We start from the raw sequence: 18,760 nt of genomic DNA, 5'->3' as shown, positions 1-18,760 counted from the left end.
GGCTGGTTAGGCGGCAGCCTTAGCGCGCGAAAGGTCGACGAACAGGTCAGTGTTGAACCTGTAGGCGGCCAAAACTTCGTCGATGACGCGCTCGCGTTCGGCGTCATCCCACTGCACAGCATCGAGTTGTTCGCGGTAGGTGTTCTTGAACTCTTTGGGCCTCGCAATCTGGTCGAACAGGTAGAAGCCAACACCGTTGGTTTCGAAACCGAACTGGCGCTGCATGAGGGTGCGGATGACCTGCCCGCCCGAGAGGTCGCCGAGGTAGCGGGTGTAGTGGTGGGCGATGAACCCGCCAGCCCAGTCTTGGGCGGCAATCTCGCGTACGCGAGCCGCGTAAGCGGCAGCGGTCGGCAGGGGAGTGATTTGGTCGCGCCAGTCGGCACCAATCAGAAATTCGAGGTCTGCCTCAATCGCGGGCAGGCGAGTCAGCTGCGACGTAATGAACGGAGCAGTAACGGGGTCGGCCGCAAAGTGGTCGGCTGCAGCCTCAATGGCTTCGTAGATGAAGTAATGCTGAGCGACCAGTGCGATGTAGTCGTCGCGGCGGCCCTTGCCCGTCATCAGATCTTTCATGAAGTCGGCACCCTCGCTGTCGCCGTGGCTTGACCAGGTGCGCTCACGAAGGGCCTGCGAGAACGGAATAACAGCCACTGAGGTCTCCTAGCGAGGTTAGTTAGGTAACCCTCACTCTAGTGGGATGGGCTGTCGTTTCGCTTGTCGGGAGCATCCGGCTGCGGTGTCTAGGATTTACATTCTTCACGGACCGTCACAAGTGTTTGGGTGGGGGCGCCTTTCTCACAAGCACGCAGGCGATGCCGGCTGCGACCAGCTGCGTCACGCCCACGGTGATCCAGAGGGGCGTTTCATCAACGACAGTGAACAGCAGGCCGAACAGGAGTGGCCCCGCGCCGCTGCCAATATAGGTGCCAATCTGCACGATGCCTGTCGCGCTGGGTGTTGCTGGTCCGGAGACTCGGGAAATCACGAAGTGGGTGAGGCCGGGCCAGCCCCAACCGATACCGAGGGCGAGAAGCATTCCGACGACAAAACTCCAAGGAGTGTCGAGGGCCAGGAGAAGTATCCCGCAGCCACCGATCGCCATCATGCCGGCCGTGGTCACGAGGGCGAATCCGGTGCCGCCCCGATCAGCCAGGCGGCCAAAGATGACTCGGGTGAGTACGCTCAACAGCCCGCCGACGCTCAGCAGAATCCCGGCCGAGCCCAGATCGAGCCCACGCTCGATCCCGGTAACGACGGCATAGGCCGTTACGGCACCGGTCGCTGCCGCAGACAGGGTCGTGATGCTGGTCATGAGCAGCAGGTAGCGCAGAAGCGGCGCACTTAACGGCACGTGAATCCTGCTGAGCGATGTGCGCATCCGCTCGGGGCCCGGTCCGTAGAACCAGAACGCAATCCCGACCAGCACGGCGAAGGTGCTGGCCAGACCGAAGCCCCAGTGCCACCCGAGGGTCAGTGCCAGGGTCGGCACCGCGAGCCCGGCGAGAAACGCCGCGAAGGGAATCGCCGACTGTTTGAGACCAAAGGCGGTCGCCAGTCGGCCCTCGGAAACGCGCAGGTTGATCAATTGGTTCGCGGCCGGGTGGCTCACTCCGTTTGACATGCCGCCGACGGCTGCCCAGACGAGTAACCATGGCCAGAGGGGAACGAAGATTGCGCTTCCGATCAGGCTCAGGACACCGAAACCCACGCCCAGAAGCGTTGCGGACCGAATCCCGACCAGGGACACGAGCCGGCCCGCGCCCAGCGAGGTGAACGCGGCTGCACCCCAGTAACTCGCCACAGCCGAGCCCAGAACCCACCCGGGCGCCGGAGTGTCGCGTTGAATCTGTACGAAGAGGGCCCCGAGCAGGAAGACCGGGAGCCCCCCGACGATTGTCGTTCCTACCGCGAGCAGAACGGCGGGTTTCCCTCTGTGCCCTGCTGCCACCGTCATGTTAGTGCTGGGGGAGGGCGACAGGGAATGAGGTACGTTCCGCAATCACGTCGTCGTCTTCCAGCCCCTGGACCATGTCGGCAAGGGCTCGCGCAATTGGGGCTCCCACCAGCCCTTCGGCCTTCGACACGATGTCGGCCCACTCGGCGCGGTCACCAGGAGCACCGCGGAAGGAGTCTTCCTGCCGTTCGATGATCGTGCCATCTACCAGGAGCACGCTGACCTCCGCCTGCCACTGCGCAGGGAATGCTGACTCAAGTCGGTCGCTGGAGTAGCACTGCACTTTCTCCATCCACTCGTGCAGGTGGGACGCGACGGCGGGTGCATCATCAAACTGGTCGACAACTGCCTCTCCGGTCGCCAAGGCAACCGCCGCGCCGAACGGCATGTTGAACTGGGCGTCGACGGGGCTCGTGACCACCAGTTTGCGAGCCGCAGGTTCTGACACCAGAGCGGCGCCGGCCTGGATGACGCCCACATTGATGCGTGCGACGTCGGCGACGGCAAGCTGCGGGTACTCGACATGAATGTCCCGCAACAGATCGATGCTTCCATGCATGTACCGGCAGCACGGATAGAACTTGATCGATGTGTCGAGGGCGCTGCGTCCGAATTCCAGAATCAGCTCGCGACCTTCCACCACGCCGGCCCCATACTGTCGCAGGAATCCGTCGCGCCCCTCGATCGATGTGCCGGGGGCCGTGAAACCGGCGGCCGCAAGTTTGGCTGCGCGAATTCCCGTCGCGGCCGCGTTGCCGGCGTTCAGTCGTTTCGTCCACGAACCATCGGAGAGGAATTCCAGTGACCCCGACGCCATGTTGGCTGCCAGACCAAGCGCGTGAGTCGCTTCGCTCACAGTCAGGCCGAGAACGGATGCGGCGGCGGCGGCGGACCCGAGGGCTCCGACGACTCCCGTCGGGTGAAAACCCCGACCATAGCTTTCACCGGCACCGAGCAGAACACCGACCGAACACATGACGTCGTAACCCACAATGGCCGCCCGCAGCGCCTGAGCTACCGTGGTGCCCTCCCCACCAGCCATCGCCAGTACGGTCGGAAAGATGACCACTCCCGGGTGCAGGGACGATTCCTCAAAGGTGTCATCCAATTCAAGCCCGTGCGCCGTGATGCCGTTGACAAGAGCCGCATCCTCAATGCTCATGAAGCCCTCGGCGGCGAGCCCGTTCCCGCCATAGAGGGCTGCCGGGAAGAACGCGGTTTTTTCAGGGGAGATCTGAGCGAACTCTCGCGCCGCAACCGCGGATTCACGGTTGTACCCGCCGCCCGTCACCGCGAGGTAGTCCAGAAGGAGCAGCCGCATCCAGCCAGCGAGCTCGGCGGACACCGGTTGGGTGCCGACAGCGTGGGCCGCGAGGAGGTGCGAAAGAGTTGAGTTCGTCATGATGCGCCTTTCAGGATGTGCGGGATTAGTCGGCGAGCCTGGTGGGCCCGAGTCCGATGACGGGTCGGTCATCTTTCTTGAAGAAATCGTTTCCCTTGTCGTCAACGATGAGGAACGCGGGAAAGTTCTCGACGTCGATGCGGAAGACCGCTTCCATGCCCAGCTCGGGATAGTCGATCACCTCGACGGAACGGATGCAGTCCTGCGCCAGCCGTGCCGCCGGCCCGCCCACCGAGCCGAGGTAGAAGCCGCCGTGTCGGGCACACGAGGCAGTGACGGCCGCCGATCTGTTGCCCTTGGCGAGCATGACGAGAGAGGCGCCGAGTGCCTGAAACTCCTCAACATACCCGTCCATGCGGCCCGCGGTGGTGGGTCCGAAGGACCCGGACGGCAATCCCTCCGGTGTCTTCGCTGGACCGGCGTAATAGACTGGATGCTCCGCGAAGTAGGCCGGAATCCCCTCGCCGCGCGCAATCCGCGCGCGAATCTCCGCGTGGGCAATGTCTCGGGCCACGATCAGGGGGCCGTTGAGGGAGAGACGCGTACTCACGGTGCACGCGCTCAGTTGATCGCGAATCTCATTCATGGGACGGGTGAGGTCGATGGTGACGGATGCCGAGGCATCCGTTATCTCTTCCAGCCCGACGCTCGGAATAAAGCGTGCGGGGTCGCGTTCAAGCTCCTCAAGGAACACTCCCTCCGGGGTGATCTTGCCGAGCACCTGGCGGTCGGCTGAACACGACACCGCGATGGCGACGGGTAGGGAACCGCCGTGCCGGGGCAGCCGCACGACCCGCACGTCGTGGCAGAAGTACTTGCCGCCGAACTGGGCTCCAAACCCGATCTTCGTCGTGAGGTCAAACACCTTCTGTTCGAAGTCCTGGTCGCGGTAACCGTTTCCCGCATTCCCACCTTCGGTGGGAAGGGTGTCGAGGTAGTGGGCGGAGGCGAGCTTCGCCGTCTTCAGAGCGAACTCGGCCGACGTTCCGCCGATGACGACCGCGAGGTGGTACGGAGGGCAGGCGGCCGTTCCGATGCTCTCAATTTTCTCGCGGAGGAATTTGAGCATCCTCTCCTCATCGAGGATGGACTTCGTCTCCTGGTAGAGGAAGGACTTGTTGGCGCTGCCGCCTCCCTTGGCCATGAAGAGGAATTCGTATTCGAGCCCCTGCCCGAGCGAGATGTCGATCTGGGCGGGCAGGTTATTGCCCGTATTTGCTTCGGTCCACATGTTCACGGGCGACATCTGCGAGTACCGCAGATTGAGATCGCGGTAGGCCTGGTACACGCCGCGGGAGAGACTGCGGGCATCGGTTCCGTCGGTGCGGATGCGATGCCCGCGCTTGGCAGAGATGATGGCGGTCCCCGTGTCCTGACACATCGGCAAGACGCCCCCCGAGGCCACGTTCGCGTTCTGCAGAAGATCGAGGGCCACGTACCGGTCGTTCGCCGAGGACTCGGGGTCGTCAATGATGCGTCGCAGTTGCGCAAGATGATCGGGCCGCAGAAAATGCGCGAGGTCGCGGAAGGCCTCGTCCGCCAGCGATTGAATCGTTGCGGGATCGATGTCGAGCTCGGCGTCATCGCCGGCCCCGCGCATTCGGTATCCGTCAATGCTGAGGCGTCGCATCGTGATCGTTCGTGGCCCCAGTGGCAACTGCTCGGTGTAGGAGAATTCCTTGGAATCGGTCATTGAAGCACCCCTGCTCCGCTGAGCGCATTTATGGCTTGCGCGCTGTAGCCTAGCGACTCAAGAATCGATTCGTTGTGCTGGCCGACGCTCGGCACAGGATCCATGCGGGGTGTTTGACCGATCACGGTCACCGCCGGGAGCAGGGCACGCACGGTGCCGACCGGGGTTTCGACCGTTCGCCAGCGGTCTCTGGCCGTGAGCTGTGGGTGCGTGAGGACATCGGCTACCTCTCGTTGACGCGCGTAGGCCACATTCGACGCAACAAGACGGCGTTCCATCTCCTGGCCGTCGTGATCCATAAAAACGGCATTAATGATGGAGTGTAGTTGCGCGACGTTCTCTACCCGTTTGCTGCCGGTGGCGAAGCAGGGATTATCGGCAAGTGAGGGATCCTCGATAACTCCATCGCAGAAACGGGCCCAATCCCGGTCGTTCTGCACGGCGAGCACAATATCGACCCCATCGCCCGCGCGAAACGTTCCGTACGGCGCAATGGCGGCATGGCTGGTACCTGCCCGGGCGGGGGCGGTGCCGCCGTACTCCGTGTAATAGAGAGGATAGCCCATCCACTCGATGAGTGAATCAAACAGGCTCACCTCGATTGCGCTCCCCTCACCGGAACGTTCACGCTGAAAGAGGGCAGCGAGAATGCCCGAAAGGGCGTACATCCCCGCGCCAATGTCCGCTGCCGGGATTCCGCTCTTGGCCGGGGCGTCTGTCGTTCCCGTTATGGCAACCAGTCCCGCTTCAGACTGGATGAGCAGGTCGTACGCCTTCGCCTCGCGGTAGGGTCCGCTGCTTCCGTACCCGCTGATGGAACACGTGATCAGGCGGGGATACCGTTCGCGTAGCGAGGCGGCACCGAGGCCGAGTCGTTCGGCCGCATCCGGGGCCAGATTCTGCACGAAGACGTCAGCCGTCGCGAGTAATTCGTGCATCACCTCTAGAGCCTCTGGTCGCTTCAGGTCCAGAGCGAGACTCTCCTTGGACCGGTTGAGCCACACGAAGTGACTCGACAGTCCGTGCACGGTTTCGTCGTAGCCGCGGGCGAAATCCCCGGAGCCGGGGCGCTCGATCTTGATCACCCGCGCCCCCTGGTCAGCGAGGTGGCGGGTGGCGAGAGGGGCGGCAACTGCGTGCTCGCATGAAATGACGGTGATTCCCTTGAGGGGAAGACTCTGCAACATATTCAACCTTCGACACTGAGAAAAAATGCATTCTTCTTCAAATAATGTATCATTTCAATCAAGCGGTATCAACCTAATGTGCCTCGAAGGTATTCGGCTACAGTATGAAAGGGTCCGTCGCGTGACGTGATAATCGAGAAAGTGAAGTGGCATGCCCATTGCACCCCCTACAAAACGGGACCAGATTGTCGACGAACTTCGTCGGCTGATTCTTTCGGGCGATTTGCCGCGCGGCTCAAAACTGCCCCAAGATGAACTCGCCCGGCAGTTCCAGAGCAGCATCACGCCGGTGCGTGAGGCGCTGCGCGCTCTGGAGGCCGAGAGCCTCGTGGTTTCCGAGCCGCGCCGGGGGGTACGTGTTGCCGGCGTCAACTTTGATCGGGCCAAGGCCACCTACATCATCCGGCGCCTGACCGAGAGCTACGCGATGCGCCGCGCCGCCATTCGCCTGTCCCCGTTGGAACTCGCTCAAGCAGAGCAGGTGCTCGCCGAGGTCAATGAGGCTGTCGCGCGGCATGACTCAGAGACGGCGCGCGCACTCAATAGAAAATTCCACTTCTTCTTCTACGAGCGCTGTGGACTCCCGGCCCTCGTTGACGAGATTGATGCTCTCTGGCGCGTCTTTCCTTGGGATCTGTTGCTCGACTCACCCGAGCCCGCCGAGGCCTCGGATGTCGAACACCGCGCAATCCTCGATGCCGTGCGCGCGGGTGACGCCGATGCGGCCGGCGCTGCCATGGAGCAGCACCTCTCGCGCAGCTTCATCGCGCTCAACGCCCAATATTCCGGTGCGCTGGCCGCCGATCCCTTCGACATCACTACCAATTAGGTGGATGCCCGGGTCACTGCCCGGAACCGCCTTCGTGCACTTGTGCGGTCGGTTCGATTCCGTCTGCATCCACCACCTCGCGCCAGGCTTCGAATCCAGCCTGGAATGCCACAATTCCGGCCTCGGGCAGGGAGATCTCGATGGCCTCGAGAATCTCGGTGGGCGTGACGCCAAGGTCAAGGGCGACACGAATGTGACTTTGAATGTGGCCCTTTGACGCGCGCATCACGGTGAGGCTCACAATGAAGATGAGTTCTTTCGTGGTGCGGGCGAGCGTGCGCTGATCGAGATAGGCGGCTGAGACCAGGTTGTTGGTCGCCTGCAGTACCGTAAAATCCTGCTTCGCCATGATTTTGTGGTAATCGAGTACGTAGCCGCGGGTGCGAGCCATCTCGTCGATGTATTCTTGTGGGTTCTTGGTCATGAGTTGTTCTCCTTCGGTTCGGTCGGGCTGGTTGACCGGGTTTTTGCCTGCGCAGTACAACCCGGTTAGTGATTTCGTAGTACCGGGCCACTTCACCTCAGTGGCCTGGCTGCGCCTTGTTGGCGCGTTCACCACGTTGACCATCACCTCGGGGTCGATTCCGAAGTTGGCCGCGACAGTGAAGATTTCGGCTGCGGTCGACTCCTGAGCAGTATCATGATCACCGTGGGCCTTCGGCCGTCGTCGTTCTCTGAGTGGTAGCGTGACGCAGCAGTATGCCCCTCGCCCGCAGAATGACGGGAAGATCGATCATCTGTCCGTTGACCTGAGCGATGCCGCCCGTCGCGCCCACTACCGAGTGAGCCCAGGCGACGTCTGCAGCACTCGGATAAAACGCCGCACCAACAGCAACCAGCTGTGCCGGATGGATGCAGAGCTTGCCGGTGAATCCAAAGTTACGGGCGCGCACGGCGGACTCAGCCACTCGATCAGTTTTGGCGATCTCGATGCTGGGAGAGTCGAGCGGGCCGGCGAGTCCAGCTGCTCGAGAAGCCACGACGATCACCGACCGTGCGTAATCGAGGGCCCTGTCATCGGAGTCGGCCTGAATGTCGAGCGCAAAGTCGATTGCGCCGAAGGCGAGTCGTGTCACTCCCGGAACCCGGGCCAGGTCTGCTGCATTCTGCACGCCCACGGCTGATTCGATGAGCGGCACGAGAGCGAGCGGTGCACCGGGAACGGCAGCAAGGGCGAGCGCACGTTTGAGCAACGCCGAGGGACTCTCGGTTTTGGGGAGCATGATGCCGAGCAGACCGTGCCCTGGATGGTGTGCGAGGTCGAGGAGGCTGGCGAATTCGGCCGTGAGGGTCCCTGATCCTTCGGCATTCACTCTAACGATCGCGTGAACGCTATCGGGACCGGGCGCGAGGTGCCTCACGGCGTTGACGAGGGCATCCGCTTTGCGCTCCGGTGCCACCGCGTCTTCCAAGTCGATGACCACGAGGTCTGAGCCTGAGGAGGAGGCCTTGTCGAAGCGGTCGGGGCGGTCCCCGGGTACGAATAATGCGGTGACGGCGGTGCCGACCGGGGTGATGTGTGTGGTCACGGGATTCTCCTTCGAATCGGTGGACTGTTCAGCGTGACGAGTGCTTCTAATAGGAGCGGGGCAAACCGAGCACCTTGGTGGCCACAAAACTCTTGATCATGTTGTTGCTCACCGGCGCCGTCTGGAACATCCGCGTTTCGCGAAACTTGCGTTCGACGTCGTATTCATCGACGAAACCGTAGCCTCCGTGGGTGTCGAGGCACGCGTTGGCGGCGGCCCAGCTGGCCTCCGATGACAGGTGCTTGGCTATGTTCGCTTCGGCGCCACAGGGCAGGCCGGCATCGAAGAGCCTCGCAGCCTCGTATCGCATAAGATCTGCGGCCCGCACCTTCATGTAGGCGTCAGCGATGGGAAACTGCACGCCCTGGTTGCTCCCGATGGGGCGGCCGAAGACCTCTCGGGTGTTCGCGTAGGCACCGGCGCGCTCGGTGAACCAGTAGCCGTCGCCGATGGCTTCGGCCGAGAGCAGAATGCGCTCTGCATTCCAGCCGTCCAGAACATAGCGAAAGCCCCGGTCGACGTCGCCGATGACGGCGCTCGCAGGCACGCGCATGCCTCGATAATGTACCTGATTGGTCGCGTAGTTGAACATCGTGCGCACCGGGATCGTTTCTAAGGTCTCGGGTTGCTCGCGACGCACCTGGCGAAGGTCGACGAGAAAGAGGGTCAGTCCCACCGTTTTGTCGGCACCCTTCGGGCTGGTGCGCGCCAAGACAAGGGCAAGATCGGAGTCGTTGATGCGGCTCGTCCAGTTCTTGTGCCCTGAGATGACGAAGCTGTCGCCGTCGGCGACAGCTTCGGTCTCGATACTCGTGGTGTCCGACCCGGCGGAGTCCTCCGTGATCGAGAACGCCTGCAGGCGAAGCCGACCGGCGGCGATCTCTGGCAGGTACGTGTGCTTCTGCTCGCTACTGCCGTGGCGAAGCAGTGCTCCCATGACGTACATCTGGGCGTGGCAAGCGGCTGAGTGCCCACCGGAACGATTTATTTCTTCCATGATGACGCTCGCCTCGACGAGTCCGAGTCCGAGTCCGCCATATTGGGTGGGGATGAGGGCCGACAGGAGCCCCGCCCGAGTGAGGGTCTCGACAAATTCGAGCGGGTAGCGGCGTTCGCGGTCAGTCTCCCTCCAGTATTCGTCGGGAAACTGCGCACAGAGTTCACGCGTTTGCTGTCGAATCGCATCGAGATCAATGTGAAGTACAGGCATCTGGCTCCTTTGCTGGCTTCCTGAGGCACTGGCGAGTGCATCGATCGAGTTCAGACTACATAATATATTCAAATTCAGGGAGGGGTATTATTTACCATGTGGAGTCAGGCAGATGCTTGAGATTGCAGTGTTAACACGAAACTATTGGCTTGAAAATAGAATATATTCCTTCAAAAAGCAATCCGAGGAGATTTGACTCATGGTCGAAACGACGCTGTCCGCTGATTCACACACGCGCGTGGTTCCCGGTTGGACGGGTCGGCTGTGGGAGGACTTTCAGGTCGGAGACCTCTACTATCACCCCCTTGGGAAGACCGTCACCGAGGGGGACAATCAGTTCTTCACCCTCATGACGCAGAACACATCGAAGACGCACATCGACCGCAATTACGCCCTCAAAACGGAATATGGTCTGCCGCTCGTGAACTCCACGTTCATACTTGCACTGGTGACTGGGCAATCCAGCATTGACCTGTCGATGAATGTGTACGCCAACCTTGGTTGGGACGAGGTGCGAATGCCCCATCCCGTTTTTGAAGGGGAAACCATTTACTCGCGCTCCAAGGTCTTGTCGACGAGACTGTCGAAGTCCCGTCCGACCCTCGGCCTCGTGACTGTCGCCACCGAGGGATTCAACCAAGACAGCACCATTGTGATCAGCTATCGCCGCACCTTCTTGGTCTACCGTGAGGGCTACCTGCCGAGTGTCGAGTCCGCTCGCCCAAGCGAGTCCACCCTGCCGTCGATTCCCTCGTCGACCGCGTCTGTCGCGAAATAACGCCATGGGCGCGCTTCCACTTCTCGGGCTCACTGTTGTTTCCCTCGAACAGGCGGTCGCGGCGCCCTTTGCAACCCGCCAGCTCGCGGACCTTGGGGCTCGGGTGATCAAGATCGAACGCGACACCGGAGATTTTGCCCGCGGCTACGACGAAAAGGTTCGGGGGCTGTCGAGCTACTTCGTATGGCTCAATCGCAGCAAAGAGAGCATCGTGCTTGATCTCAAGAGCGACGTGGGTCTCGCGGTGCTGCATGAACTCGTGTCCCGCGCCGATGTCTTGGTGCAGAATCTCGCGCCTGGAGCCGTGGAACGCCTCGGGGTCGGCCCGGATGATGCTTTGGCGGTGAACCCGAGACTCATTCACGCATCCATCTCTGGATACGGACGTGGGGGAAGCTACGAGCAGAAGAAGGCCTACGATCTCCTCGTACAATGCGAGGCGGGGCTGCTGAGCGTCACGGGGACTAACGCCACGCCGTCCAAAGTCGGGATTTCCATCGCCGATGTCTGTGCCGGAATGTATACGTTCTCGGGCATACTCACCTCGTTGCTACAGCGGGCGACGACGGGGCGCGGTGACGTGCTTGAGGTGTCGATGCTCGAAGCGCTCGGCGAATGGATGCAACAGCCCTACTTCTTTGCGGAGTACGGCGGAGCTGCCCCACTGCGCAGTGGGGCGCAGCATGCGTCCATCGCCCCCTACGGACCGTTCGACACGAACGATGGGACTGTGTTCTTCGGCATTCAGAACGAACGAGAATGGGCCGCGTTCTGCGCCGACGTACTGCAGCAGCCGAGTTTGGGGGATCGGGCCGACTTTCGCAGCAACGCCCTTCGGGTGAAGAACCGGGCGGTCCTGCACGGCGAGATTGGCGCGGTGCTGGGGAACCTCGCATCCGTCGACGTACTCGCGCGCCTGGACGCCGCGAATATCGCCAATGCCCAGTTGCGCACCATGCATGATTTCTCGGCGCACCCGCAGCTCGCCGCCCGCAATCGCTGGCGCGACGTGCATTCACCGGTTGGCCCTGTGCGCAGTCTCATCCCGCCGGTTACCAGCCGCGAGACAGGTTTTCGCATGGACCCGGTTCCCGGGGTCGGGCAGCAGACCGAGCAGATTCTTGCAGAGTTGGGCATGCAGCTCTAACAGCGCCCGGCGAACCGTTTGCGACCGCACAGTGATGCCGTAAATTAGGGGAGGTCGTCGCCCCGAAAGGCACCCGACTCACGAAAGGCCCCGTAAACATGACGTCACCGCGTCCACCCGCTCGAGTGCGACCGCAGCTGAGCGATGAAGCATCAAGCTACGTGCGCGGCCTCATCATGTCCGGGGCGCTTCGCCCTGGTGCCCCCGTGCGTGCGGAAACCATTGGCGCTGCTCTGGGCATCTCCACGACGCCGGCCCGTGAGGCGCTCCAGACGCTGCGCGTCGAAGGATTCCTTGAGTTGGTTCCCCGCCGTGGTTTTCTCGTCGCAGCCCTGACGGGGCAGGACATTCGTGATCTCTTCACGGTTCAGGCGCTCATCGCGGGCGAGCTTGCGGCTCGCGCTGCTGTTCGAGCGAGCGACGAGGAACTTGCCGAACTCGAAGCCCTGCATCACGAGCTGATCGCGGCCGCGGCGCGGGGTAATCTCGAGCTGTTGGAGGAGAAGAACCACGCCTTCCACCGTGCGATCAGCCACAGTGCCGGCGCGCCGAAAATCATCTGGGCACTGGGGCTCATCACCCGGTACGTCCCCCGACGTTTCTATTCCAGTATCCAAGGCTGGCCCGAAGCAACCGTTGAAGACCACGCGCAGTTATTGCGCGGGATGCGGGCACGGGACCCGGCTGCTACCCGCGCATCCATGCAGGCCCATGTCGAACATGCTGGCGAGCTTCTGGCGGCGCACTTCGATGATCGTGTTTCTGACCCACCGTCGGCATCCGCTGAGACGAGTTTTCGTGAAACGGATGCCGCGGGCGCGATGGATCGTTAGCTCGCGGTACCGGCCAGCTCAGCGAGTACCGCCTGGGTGAAGCTCTCCGTTGATTCGGTACCACCCAAATCTCGGGTGGCTGTTCCGCGGGCGATAACGGCGGTGAAAGCATCCGTGAGTTCGGTAGCGGCGGCGGCGCAGTGAAGATGGTCGAGCATCAACGCTGCGGCCCACATGGCGCCGACCGGGTTAGCCAGATCCTGGCCGGCAATATCGGGCGCGGAGCCGTGCACGGGTTCAAACATGGACGGGAACTCACGTTCCGGGTTGAGGTTGGCGCTGGCTGCGACGCCGATCGAGCCGACCGTGGCGGCAGCAAGATCGGAGAGAATGTCGCCGAACAGGTTCGATGCCACGATCACGTCACAGGACTCGGGCCTCAGAACGAGGCGGGCGGCGAGGGCATCGATAAGTACGCTTTCCACCTCCACCTCCGGATAGGCGTCGAAGGTCTCGCTCACCACCTCGTCCCAGAACGGCATCGTGTGCACGATGCCGTTGGATTTTGTTGCGGAGACGACGCGCTTGCTGCGGCGCATGGCGAGGTCGGCGGCGAAGCGCGCGGCCCGGTTGACGCCCTTACGGGTGAAAACCGCCTGCTGGAATGCGGCCTCCTCTGGCTGGCCCGTATACATGCGACCGCCGATCGCCGAGTACTCGCCCTCGGCGTTCTCTCGAACGACGACCATGTCGATGGGCTTCTCGCTGCGCAGCGGCGACTGGATACCGGGGATGGTTTTCATTGGCCGCAGGTTGATGTACTGCTGGAACTCGCGCCGGATCGGGATGAGCAGGCCCCACAGGGTCTCCACGTCGGAGAGTTCAGGGCTACCCACGGCGCCGAGCAGAATCGCATCCGTTTTCGACAAGATATCGAGTCCGTCGACCGGCATCATGCGTTGGTGTTCGTGAAAGTAGTCGCTGCCCCATGGCAGCTCCTTCCAGTTCATGGTGAATCCATGTTTGTGTCCGAGAGCGTCGACGACCCGCTGGGCTGCGGGGGTGACCTCGAGCCCGATACCGTCGCCAGCAATGACGGCGACGTAGAAGATTTGTTGGGGTGCGGGCATGAATGGTTCCTGTCAGGTTGTGGCTACAGCATGAACGTGGAGATCTGCGGCACGAAGGTGACAATGATCAGGGCTACGAGCAGAACGCCAACACTGGGAAGTGCCGCCTTGGCCACCCTCAAAATGCTCATCCCAGTGAGGCCGCTGGCCACAAATAGGTTGAGGCCCAGAGGCGGTGTCATCATTCCGATCTCCAGGTTGAGCACCATGATGATGCCGAAGTGGATCGGGTCCACACCCAACTCCATGGCCACGGGCAACAGCACCGGTGCGAGGATGAGGATGGCACTTGAGGTCTCCATGAACATGCCGACCACGAGCAGCAGCACGTTCACGAGGATGAGGAACATGACCGGCGTAAGGTCCGACGCGAGGAGCGCTTCACTCACCTGACCGGGAATGCGTTCGGCTGTGAGCACGAAGGAGAAGAGGATTCCGGCAGCGACGATGAACAGCACCATGGATGATGTTCGAGCCGAAGCCATCAAGATGGACGTGAGGTCCTTGAACTTAATCTCCTTGTAGATGAAGATCGACACGATGAGGGCATAGAAGACGGCCATCGCGGCAGCCTCCGTGGGCGTGAACAAGCCGGTGTAGATTCCGCCGAGCACGAAGATGGGTAGGGCCAGGCTGAGGGACGCGTCCCGCAGAGCTCGGAACCGTTCCCCTTTGCTCATGCGTATGGCGTTGTCGCCCGCGCCGTAGTTCTTTCGGCGTGAGATCACGACGGCCAGGATGAGAAGCATCAGGCCTGCCATGATTCCGGGCCCGATGCCTGCGACGAACAGGTCGCCGATCGACTGCTCAGTGGTGATGCCGTAGATGATGAGCGGAATCGATGGAGGAATCAGGATTCCGAGCGACCCGGAGGTGGTGACGAGGCCGGTGGAGAAGTTCTTGCCGTAGCCGTTCTTGATCATGGCCGGGATGATCAGTGTTCCGACAGCGACCACCGTTGCCGGGCTCGAGCCCGAGATGGCCGCAAAGAACATGCAGGCCAGGACGGCCGTCATGGCCAAGCCCCCGCGGAAATGACCGACGAGAGCATTCGAGGCGGAGATGAGCCGCTTGCTGATGCCACCTCTGCTCATGAGGTTCGCCGCGAGGACAAAGAAGGGGATGGCCATTAGCGGGAACGAATTCAGGGAGTTGAACAGTCGTTCCGGAACCTGAGTGAGAGGGATGGCGGTGAAGAAGTAGAAGTAAATGAATGACGTGAATCCCATGGCGACCGCGATGGGGGCTGAGGTGAGGAGCAGGGCGAACAGAACGATCAACAGAGCCAAGAGTCCCTCGATCATGATGTGGCCTCGCTGTCGTCGATGCCGAGTTCTTCCTCAGCGCGTTGAAATTCAGTCTTGTCGCCGTCCACGGATGCCGGCAGACCTCGGATCAGTCGTATCAATATTTCGATCGCACGCAACAGCATCAGAGTGAATCCCAGTGGAACGGCGAGCTCAACCACCCAGAGCGGAAGCTTGAGCGTCGGGGTGACTGTGGCCGTGGAGAACGGCTCGAACAGTAGAAGCCAGGCAAAATAACCGACAACTGCTAGGTAGACGATCGTCACCAGGATGCCCAGGATATCCATCCGGCGCCGACCGACCCGACCGAGGAACGGCTCGAAGACCTTGACCGCGATGTGTTCGTTGTGGCGAAGCGTGATGACCGCACCGAGGAATGTGGAGAAGATGACGAGGTAGACGATGGTCTCCTCACCCCACCAGATGTGGATGTTGAAGATGCTCCGCAGGAGCACCTGGGCGATGGCAACGAGTGTTGCCACCGCCAGGCTGGTGCAAACTAGAAAGTTTTCCACCCGCGTCAAAGCGTGGCTGAACCGAGAAATGGTGGAGTCCTTACGTCGAAGGGGCGGCGCTAGTCACACCAAACCCGCTGGGGTGAAATAGGGAACGCTAGTTGCTGTTGGCGATCAGCTCGGCGACGAGATCAGCACCGATAACGTCGGAGTATTTTTCCCACACGCTGGGTACGACAGCGGACCTGAGGGCTCCGCGCTCTGCATCGGTGAGCTGGATAATCTCCGTTGAACCCTCCGCGATGACGCGCTGCTTCGCTTCTTCGTTGACCTTGGTGGCAATGTCGCGGTTGTACAGGCTGGCCTCGTCGACCGCGTCGAGAACAAGCTGCTGCAGGTCAGCAGGCAACGATGCGAAGAAGTCACTGTTGATGGCTGGGACGTAGCCGATGTAGCCGTGGTTGGACTCGGTGATGTATTTCTGCACCGTGTTCATGCTCTGCGTCTCAATGTTCGACCAGGTGTTCTCCTGCCCGTCGATGACGCCTTGCTCAAGTGCGCTATAGACCTCCGAGAAGGCAAGAATCGATGGGACCGCGTTCCACGCTTCGAACTGGCTTGCGAGAACATCGGCAGGCTGAATGCGAAAGCTGAGCCCGGTCATATCAGCGGCGGAGCGGAGGGGAACATTGGCACTGAGCTGCTTGAAACCATTGTCCCAGAGACCGAGCGGCATAATCTTGGCAGCGCGGAGGTCTTCGTTTTCGAAGATGGCTTTGCCGACTGGTGAATCACGCGTTACGACTTTGGCGATGTCGTCACTATTCGCGAACAGGAAAGGAAGATCAAGGACCTGCAGCTGTGGCGCGATGGTGGTAAATTTCGAGCTCGATGGTGCGATCATTTGGATGCTGTTCGACTGCAGAGCCTGAAGCTCGTCCTTGTCACCGTACAGTGATGAGTTGGCGTAGATTTCCACCTCGATTCGGCCGTCGGACGAGTCCTCGATAAGTTCCTTGAACTTTTCGGCAGCCAAGCCCTTAGGGGTATTGGCCGTGGTCACGTGCGAGAAGCCGATCGTGTAGACCGTGTCGTCCGCACCCCCGGCTGTGGGTTCACGGGCCGCAGAGCAGGCACCCAGAACGAGCACCGCCCCGAGGGCGAGTGCAGTGGCGCCCAGAAGGCGTGATTTACGAGAATTTCGTTGCATTATTTCTGGTCCTCATCGTCATTGATCAAGGTCACACTGTGATTGGTCCCTTGGTGGGACTAACAGCTCTGACGCTACCAATAAAAGTGTGCATCACCTAGAAAGAATGCATTTCTTTTGTAACAGGTGCATTACTTCTGATGGGTGGCCTTTGACGACGTCTGGCCCAGTAGACGTGCTGGCGCCCGATGGTACCGCGCGTTTGAACCGGCCGTAGTGACGCTGGTGCCGCCGTCGTTGAATGACTGGCTTCTGCAGAATCACCTGTCGCGTTTCATCGCGGACATCGTCGAAACTCAACTCGACTTGATGAAGTTCTATTCGTCGTATGCAAAGACGAAAAGTCATCCGCTGTATGACCCGCGTCTGATGATCCGCGTTCTTCTCTATGGATATTGTGTGGGGGTGCGCTCGTCGCGCGAGTTGGAGCGGGTGTGCGTGGATCTGGTTGTTTTTCGGCAGTCGGCCGCGTAGCAAGCACCCGATTTTCGTTCCATCGCACGGTTTCGGAAACGGCACCTGTCGGCGTTGGGGAACGTGTTCCTGCAAGCGTTGGAACTCTGCCGCGCTAGCTACTACACAACGGGCCCCAAGTCCGACCATGCGGCTACTGACCCACGCTCCTAGTGGCCGTTATGGTTCGGGATGTTGACCAGGTCTTCGGCACCCTCGCCGGCGGGAGAGTCCCGCTGCGGAGTAATCGAGCTGTCGTGCTCGCCATGCGGCTGGGCGTAAATGCCTGCCTCGGTGGCGGCGAGAGCAGGGGTGGTGAGGGCAGAAACCGCGAGAGCACCCAGCATGAGGGCGGTGAGGTAGCGTCCAGCACCGGGTGCGGATGCAGCGGTGCCCTTACCGTTACGGACGCGACGGGAGTGCCGCGCTAGCGTGCCAGCCACAAAAAGTTGGAAGATGGCGGCAATGCCCCAGGGCACGACATCCAATGCAGCGGCAAGTGCAGAGAACTGAAGAGCGGATGCCGCGGCAACCAGCAGCCCCCAAGCAACAAGCGGCGCTAGCGCAACTACCATCGCGGCGCGGGCAAATGGCAGTTCGTCGCGGGTAAAGGCCAGAAGGCCCCATCCGAACTCGACGACGCCAAGGATAGCTAGCGGGATGCCCAGCGCGAGAGGGGAACCGATCACGAGTGCAACGTGGATCAGGCCGGTGCCTACTGCAGCAAAAGCGATCCAGGTTCGTGTAGTTGCGGACATGACGGTTCTCCTCTCGGTGTGCGAACTTGGGGCTACGTGTGCGAGCTAGGCGGTGGCGTTAGAGGCACGCTTGTCGGCACCGAGGCCAACAGCAAGCAATACGACGGCACTCGCAAAGTGCAGCACGTTGTCAGCAGCGTTCAAGGCCAGGATGTTGAGGGCTGAACCTACGAGCAGAAGCCCTGCGAAACCCAGCGCAAGGTAGGCGAACCCGATTGTGGAGTTGACAGTTCGAGCTGCCTTCACATTGGAGAGGCCGGCCAATAGCAGTGCGGCACCGATCAGGATGTGAGCCACGTTGTGGAAGATGTTCACTTCGAACAAGCCGAGCAGCAGGCCACCCTCGGTGGCGAAGAAACCGACGCCATTGGTGACGGTGAAGCCGAGCAGTCCGACGAGAATGTAGACCGCGCCGAAAACTGTTCCCAGCAGGCGGTTAGGTGATTTAGTCATTACAGTGCCTCCTCTGCGCAAACCTTGTGTTCGCGCGGTTGACTCTATATTCGTACCCCTCGACGATTTCGATTGGTGCGAATGTGGATTCCCGCCTGCGATGCTAGCTGTGCGGTCGGGCGTCGACGCCCAACTTCTCGCATGCCTGGTCGTAGAGCCGCACGATTTCATGACGGATATCGGCTCGCTCGCAAATTGTGGTGCTCCACGGCACGCTCACATGATGCTCAATGCCGTTGACGTCGGAATACTGCCACGTGCCCTCCTCGTCATCGAGAGTTACCATGGCCGCCGAGATCGCGGCGGACTCCGCGAACGCACGCACGATAAGCAGATTGTCATCGTTGTGGTCGCTATTCATGTGGGCGAGTACTGCGGACACGATTCCTGCGCTGAAAGTGGTCACGACTCTACGCTATCTGGGAGTTAGAAAATTGTGCTTGAGAGACTTGCCGAGCGTATATCGTGGCAGCTATGGACGAGATGACT

General features: G+C 61.1%; 20 protein-coding genes and 1 pseudogene. 6 read left to right on the top strand and 15 right to left on the bottom strand.

Features of this window, described 5'->3' with window-relative positions:
- Window positions 1-6 precede the first annotated feature (6 nt).
- The 5 genes from ACTJJW_RS09545 to ACTJJW_RS09525 all read right to left on the bottom strand — a co-directional run bounded on the left by ACTJJW_RS09545 (window position 7) and on the right by ACTJJW_RS09525 (window position 6,239).
- Entirely contained in the window at window positions 7-654 is a 648-nt protein-coding gene (locus ACTJJW_RS09545; RefSeq protein ID WP_462644118.1) for a biliverdin-producing heme oxygenase, read from the bottom strand.
- A 115-nt stretch (window positions 655-769) separates the two neighbouring features.
- Complete coding sequence (locus ACTJJW_RS09540) at window positions 770-1,957, bottom strand: MFS transporter (protein ID WP_462644117.1); 1,188 nt, start codon at window positions 1,955-1,957, stop codon at window positions 770-772.
- 1 nt (window position 1,958) lies between these two features.
- Window positions 1,959-3,359: an MmgE/PrpD family protein gene (locus ACTJJW_RS09535; RefSeq protein WP_462644115.1), complete on the bottom strand. Its 1,401-nt coding sequence runs from the start codon at window positions 3,357-3,359 to the stop codon at window positions 1,959-1,961.
- A 25-nt stretch (window positions 3,360-3,384) separates the two neighbouring features.
- A complete protein-coding gene (locus ACTJJW_RS09530) occupies window positions 3,385-5,052 on the bottom strand; it encodes a FumA C-terminus/TtdB family hydratase beta subunit (RefSeq protein WP_462644113.1) in 1,668 nt (555 codons plus the stop codon).
- Complete coding sequence (locus ACTJJW_RS09525) at window positions 5,049-6,239, bottom strand: CaiB/BaiF CoA transferase family protein (RefSeq protein ID WP_462644111.1); 1,191 nt, start codon at window positions 6,237-6,239, stop codon at window positions 5,049-5,051. Before ACTJJW_RS09525 ends, ACTJJW_RS09530 begins: the two co-directional genes overlap by 4 nt.
- Before the next feature lie 151 nt (window positions 6,240-6,390).
- Here ACTJJW_RS09525 and ACTJJW_RS09520 point away from each other — a divergent pair, with 151 nt between their 5' ends.
- Window positions 6,391-7,068: a GntR family transcriptional regulator gene (locus tag ACTJJW_RS09520; protein WP_462644109.1), complete on the top strand. Its 678-nt coding sequence runs from the start codon at window positions 6,391-6,393 to the stop codon at window positions 7,066-7,068.
- A gap of 13 nt (window positions 7,069-7,081) precedes the next feature.
- Here ACTJJW_RS09520 and ACTJJW_RS09515 read toward each other — a convergent pair whose 3' ends face one another.
- A complete protein-coding gene (locus ACTJJW_RS09515) occupies window positions 7,082-7,492 on the bottom strand; it encodes a carboxymuconolactone decarboxylase family protein (RefSeq protein WP_462644107.1) in 411 nt (136 codons plus the stop codon).
- Between ACTJJW_RS09515 and ACTJJW_RS09510 the strand changes: the two genes are divergently transcribed.
- On the top strand, window positions 7,491-7,700 hold the full coding sequence (locus ACTJJW_RS09510) for a hypothetical protein (protein WP_462644105.1): 210 nt from the start codon (window positions 7,491-7,493) through the stop codon (window positions 7,698-7,700). The genes ACTJJW_RS09515 and ACTJJW_RS09510 overlap by 2 nt on opposite strands.
- Window positions 7,701-7,712: 12 nt before the next feature.
- Here the strand turns inward: ACTJJW_RS09510 and ACTJJW_RS09505 are convergent, their stop codons facing one another.
- Both ACTJJW_RS09505 and ACTJJW_RS09500 read right to left on the bottom strand, forming a co-directional pair.
- Window positions 7,713-8,597, bottom strand: coding sequence for an HpcH/HpaI aldolase/citrate lyase family protein (locus tag ACTJJW_RS09505; RefSeq protein WP_462644104.1), 885 nt, complete (start codon window positions 8,595-8,597; stop codon window positions 7,713-7,715).
- A 46-nt stretch (window positions 8,598-8,643) separates the two neighbouring features.
- On the bottom strand, window positions 8,644-9,807 hold the full coding sequence (locus ACTJJW_RS09500; protein WP_462644102.1) for an acyl-CoA dehydrogenase family protein: 1,164 nt from the start codon (window positions 9,805-9,807) through the stop codon (window positions 8,644-8,646).
- A gap of 199 nt (window positions 9,808-10,006) precedes the next feature.
- Here ACTJJW_RS09500 and ACTJJW_RS09495 point away from each other — a divergent pair, with 199 nt between their 5' ends.
- The 3 genes from ACTJJW_RS09495 (at window position 10,007) to ACTJJW_RS09485 (ending at window position 12,565) form a co-directional block, all read left to right on the top strand.
- Complete coding sequence (locus tag ACTJJW_RS09495; RefSeq protein WP_462644100.1) at window positions 10,007-10,585, top strand: MaoC family dehydratase; 579 nt, start codon at window positions 10,007-10,009, stop codon at window positions 10,583-10,585.
- A gap of 4 nt (window positions 10,586-10,589) precedes the next feature.
- A complete protein-coding gene (locus ACTJJW_RS09490) occupies window positions 10,590-11,732 on the top strand; it encodes a CaiB/BaiF CoA transferase family protein (protein ID WP_462644098.1) in 1,143 nt (380 codons plus the stop codon).
- A gap of 98 nt (window positions 11,733-11,830) precedes the next feature.
- Complete coding sequence (locus ACTJJW_RS09485) at window positions 11,831-12,565, top strand: GntR family transcriptional regulator (protein ID WP_462644096.1); 735 nt, start codon at window positions 11,831-11,833, stop codon at window positions 12,563-12,565.
- Here ACTJJW_RS09485 and ACTJJW_RS09480 read toward each other — a convergent pair.
- The 4 genes from ACTJJW_RS09480 to ACTJJW_RS09465 form a co-directional block, all read right to left on the bottom strand.
- The gene (locus ACTJJW_RS09480; protein ID WP_462644094.1) at window positions 12,562-13,635 is read right to left on the bottom strand and encodes a tartrate dehydrogenase; all 1,074 of its coding nucleotides are present in this window, start codon (window positions 13,633-13,635) and stop codon (window positions 12,562-12,564) included. The two genes, ACTJJW_RS09485 and ACTJJW_RS09480, sit on opposite strands and share 4 nt — an antisense overlap.
- 23 nt (window positions 13,636-13,658) lie before the next feature.
- Window positions 13,659-14,939 carry a TRAP transporter large permease gene (locus ACTJJW_RS09475; RefSeq protein ID WP_462644092.1) on the bottom strand — a complete coding sequence of 427 codons (1,281 nt, stop codon included), beginning with the start codon at window positions 14,937-14,939 and terminating at the stop codon, window positions 13,659-13,661.
- Window positions 14,936-15,424 (bottom strand): TRAP transporter small permease, encoded by a 489-nt coding sequence (locus ACTJJW_RS09470; RefSeq protein WP_462644090.1) that lies wholly within the window; start codon window positions 15,422-15,424, stop codon window positions 14,936-14,938. The genes ACTJJW_RS09475 and ACTJJW_RS09470 overlap by 4 nt, the downstream gene beginning before the upstream one ends.
- A 130-nt stretch (window positions 15,425-15,554) precedes the next feature.
- The gene (locus ACTJJW_RS09465) at window positions 15,555-16,607 is read right to left on the bottom strand and encodes a DctP family TRAP transporter solute-binding subunit (protein WP_462644088.1); all 1,053 of its coding nucleotides are present in this window, start codon (window positions 16,605-16,607) and stop codon (window positions 15,555-15,557) included.
- 216 nt (window positions 16,608-16,823) lie between these two features.
- On the opposite strand from ACTJJW_RS09465, the pseudogene ACTJJW_RS09460 reads away from it, so the two are divergent.
- Window positions 16,824-17,174 (top strand): annotated as a pseudogene (locus ACTJJW_RS09460) (transposase); the annotation flags it as partial.
- A 56-nt stretch (window positions 17,175-17,230) separates the two neighbouring features.
- Here the strand turns inward: ACTJJW_RS09460 and ACTJJW_RS09455 are convergent.
- From ACTJJW_RS09455 to ACTJJW_RS09445, 3 genes are all read right to left on the bottom strand, one after another.
- On the bottom strand, window positions 17,231-17,818 hold the full coding sequence (locus tag ACTJJW_RS09455) for a hypothetical protein (RefSeq protein ID WP_462644086.1): 588 nt from the start codon (window positions 17,816-17,818) through the stop codon (window positions 17,231-17,233).
- Between the two features lie 45 nt (window positions 17,819-17,863).
- Window positions 17,864-18,271: a DUF4383 domain-containing protein gene (locus ACTJJW_RS09450; protein ID WP_462644085.1), complete on the bottom strand. Its 408-nt coding sequence runs from the start codon at window positions 18,269-18,271 to the stop codon at window positions 17,864-17,866.
- Window positions 18,272-18,374: 103 nt separating this feature from the next.
- Entirely contained in the window at window positions 18,375-18,677 is a 303-nt protein-coding gene (locus ACTJJW_RS09445; protein WP_462644084.1) for a DUF2470 domain-containing protein, read from the bottom strand.
- Between the last annotated feature and the right edge of the window lie 83 nt (window positions 18,678-18,760).

This window comes from Rhodoglobus galactosidasius, assembly GCF_054957775.1.
This window is presented reverse-complemented; position numbering and strand designations above follow the sequence as displayed.

What these genes read in the sequence shown, in the direction of transcription:
- ACTJJW_RS09540 (WP_462644117.1), bottom strand. Translation starts at nt 1,957, where the DNA reads ATGACGGTGGCAGCAGGGCACAGAGGGAAACCCGCCGTTCTGCTCGCG.
- ACTJJW_RS09535 (WP_462644115.1), bottom strand. Translation starts at nt 3,359, where the DNA reads ATGACGAACTCAACTCTTTCGCACCTCCTCGCGGCCCACGCTGTCGGC.
- ACTJJW_RS09530 (WP_462644113.1), bottom strand. Translation starts at nt 5,052, where the DNA reads ATGACCGATTCCAAGGAATTCTCCTACACCGAGCAGTTGCCACTGGGG.
- ACTJJW_RS09525 (WP_462644111.1), bottom strand. Translation starts at nt 6,239, where the DNA reads ATGTTGCAGAGTCTTCCCCTCAAGGGAATCACCGTCATTTCATGCGAG.
- ACTJJW_RS09520 (WP_462644109.1), top strand. Translation starts at nt 6,391, where the DNA reads ATGCCCATTGCACCCCCTACAAAACGGGACCAGATTGTCGACGAACTT.
- ACTJJW_RS09510 (WP_462644105.1), top strand. Translation starts at nt 7,491, where the DNA reads ATGAGTTGTTCTCCTTCGGTTCGGTCGGGCTGGTTGACCGGGTTTTTG.
- ACTJJW_RS09515 (WP_462644107.1), bottom strand. Translation starts at nt 7,492, where the DNA reads ATGACCAAGAACCCACAAGAATACATCGACGAGATGGCTCGCACCCGC.
- ACTJJW_RS09500 (WP_462644102.1), bottom strand. Translation starts at nt 9,807, where the DNA reads ATGCCTGTACTTCACATTGATCTCGATGCGATTCGACAGCAAACGCGT.
- ACTJJW_RS09495 (WP_462644100.1), top strand. Translation starts at nt 10,007, where the DNA reads ATGGTCGAAACGACGCTGTCCGCTGATTCACACACGCGCGTGGTTCCC.
- ACTJJW_RS09490 (WP_462644098.1), top strand. Translation starts at nt 10,590, where the DNA reads ATGGGCGCGCTTCCACTTCTCGGGCTCACTGTTGTTTCCCTCGAACAG.
- ACTJJW_RS09485 (WP_462644096.1), top strand. Translation starts at nt 11,831, where the DNA reads ATGACGTCACCGCGTCCACCCGCTCGAGTGCGACCGCAGCTGAGCGAT.
- ACTJJW_RS09480 (WP_462644094.1), bottom strand. Translation starts at nt 13,635, where the DNA reads ATGCCCGCACCCCAACAAATCTTCTACGTCGCCGTCATTGCTGGCGAC.
- ACTJJW_RS09475 (WP_462644092.1), bottom strand. Translation starts at nt 14,939, where the DNA reads ATGATCGAGGGACTCTTGGCTCTGTTGATCGTTCTGTTCGCCCTGCTC.
- ACTJJW_RS09465 (WP_462644088.1), bottom strand. Translation starts at nt 16,607, where the DNA reads ATGCAACGAAATTCTCGTAAATCACGCCTTCTGGGCGCCACTGCACTC.
- ACTJJW_RS09455 (WP_462644086.1), bottom strand. Translation starts at nt 17,818, where the DNA reads ATGTCCGCAACTACACGAACCTGGATCGCTTTTGCTGCAGTAGGCACC.
- ACTJJW_RS09450 (WP_462644085.1), bottom strand. Translation starts at nt 18,271, where the DNA reads ATGACTAAATCACCTAACCGCCTGCTGGGAACAGTTTTCGGCGCGGTC.